We start from the raw sequence: 1313 nt of genomic DNA on the forward strand, positions 1-1313 counted from the left end.
CCTGACTCCGACCTTCCTGAGCATTCGGGCTTACGCGTCAACAACGCCGCAGGGTTACCGGTTACGCGGGCCCGGCCCTTGAGGATGTCGAACGTCAGCTCGGGAATGATGCCTGCCAGGCGCGGCAGTCCTTGTGGATGAGCTGCTCCTGCAGCGCCGCGGTGGCGGACGAGATCATCACGGTTTTCTTGAGCACCTCGGCCGCGACAAGGGCCGCCAGGCAGTAGGCCACCGTCTTGCCGGTGCCGGTGCCCGCCTCTAACTGTGCCAGGTGGCTGCCCGAGCGGTCTGCGTCCTCGGGTGCCCTGGCCGAGAGGAACGTCAGCGGGCACCCCTGCATCATCTCGTACTGGCCCGGCCGGGCGATGAAGCCTGGCCTGTCCGCGGCGACTTCGCCATAAAGCAGCTCCAGCGGATGCGCGCAACTTCCAGCTGCCGGGCATCGATTCCCTGCTCACACGCGTACGCGGGCACGGCTGGCGAAGCTGGGGTTGGCATTGCAAGCGAGCTCATGGCCTCGATTATTGATGACGATCCCAAATCACTTTAAACAGCAGTGAGGTCTACCAGGCAGGTGTTTGCCGACCGGGCAGGTTATGAATTTTCATCGCCGAGAAATGGCGGGGCAGGGCACAGCACAAGCTGGATTTCCTTTTTGCAAGGCTTTGGTGCCTGACCCGAGCAAGCCGGCAGTCTTGCACGGTGCAAAGCTTGTGGGCTTCCCGTGCAACACAACTCAGGCAGTCTCCTGCGCCCTCGGGGGATGGTCCCTTTCACAGCAAGCGCGAACTGTTTAAAAAGCACTGCTGCCTGCCAGGCCGAAGAAAAAATCCGCAGCGCCTTAAGCGCAGTTCCCTATAAGATCGGCTGCTTAGCCTCAGATGGCTTTTCACTTATGCCCAACGACGACCTTTTTCCCTTTTCACCCCAGCAGGCCCCCCGGCCCGTCATTTCCATCAAGCCTCGCGCCCGGCTGCCCGAGGCGATCCGGGCCAGCCTGCGCGTGGCGAGCAGCCAGGCGCCAGGCGAGGCGCTGCGCCTTTCATTGGGCGATATCGATGAAGACCCGCACCAGCCCCGCACCGTCTTTGATACGGCCGAGTTGCAAAGCATGGCCGACAGCATCCGGGCGCACGGGGTGGTCCAACCCATCGTCGTGCGTCCGCCCGTCAATGGGCGTTATCTGCTAGCCTTTGGCGCGCGCCGCCTGCGCGCGTCCCGGCTTGCCGAGGTGCCGGACATTCCCGCGGTGATTCGTCCGGCGGGCTCGGGCGACTTTGCCGAGCAGCTCGTTGAGAACCAGCAGCGCGCCG

2 protein-coding genes are annotated in these 1313 nt (G+C 63.7%); one reads left to right on the forward strand and one right to left on the reverse strand.

Features of this window, described 5'->3' with window-relative positions; translation table 11 throughout:
* Positions 1 to 94 precede the first annotated feature (94 nt).
* The gene (locus tag EC86_RS0100235; protein ID WP_029523716.1) at positions 95 to 343 is read right to left on the reverse strand and encodes a hypothetical protein; all 249 of its coding nucleotides are present in this window, start codon (positions 341 to 343) and stop codon (positions 95 to 97) included.
* Between the two features lie 552 nt (positions 344 to 895).
* Between EC86_RS0100235 and EC86_RS25755 the strand changes: the two genes are divergently transcribed.
* Positions 896 to 1313 (forward strand): ParB N-terminal domain-containing protein (locus EC86_RS25755; RefSeq protein WP_029523717.1); only part of this gene is annotated, 418 nt, incomplete at its 3' end.

Origin of the sequence: Polaromonas glacialis (assembly GCF_000709345.1) — a bacterium.
GTDB lineage: Bacteria > Pseudomonadota > Gammaproteobacteria > Burkholderiales > Burkholderiaceae_C > Polaromonas > Polaromonas glacialis.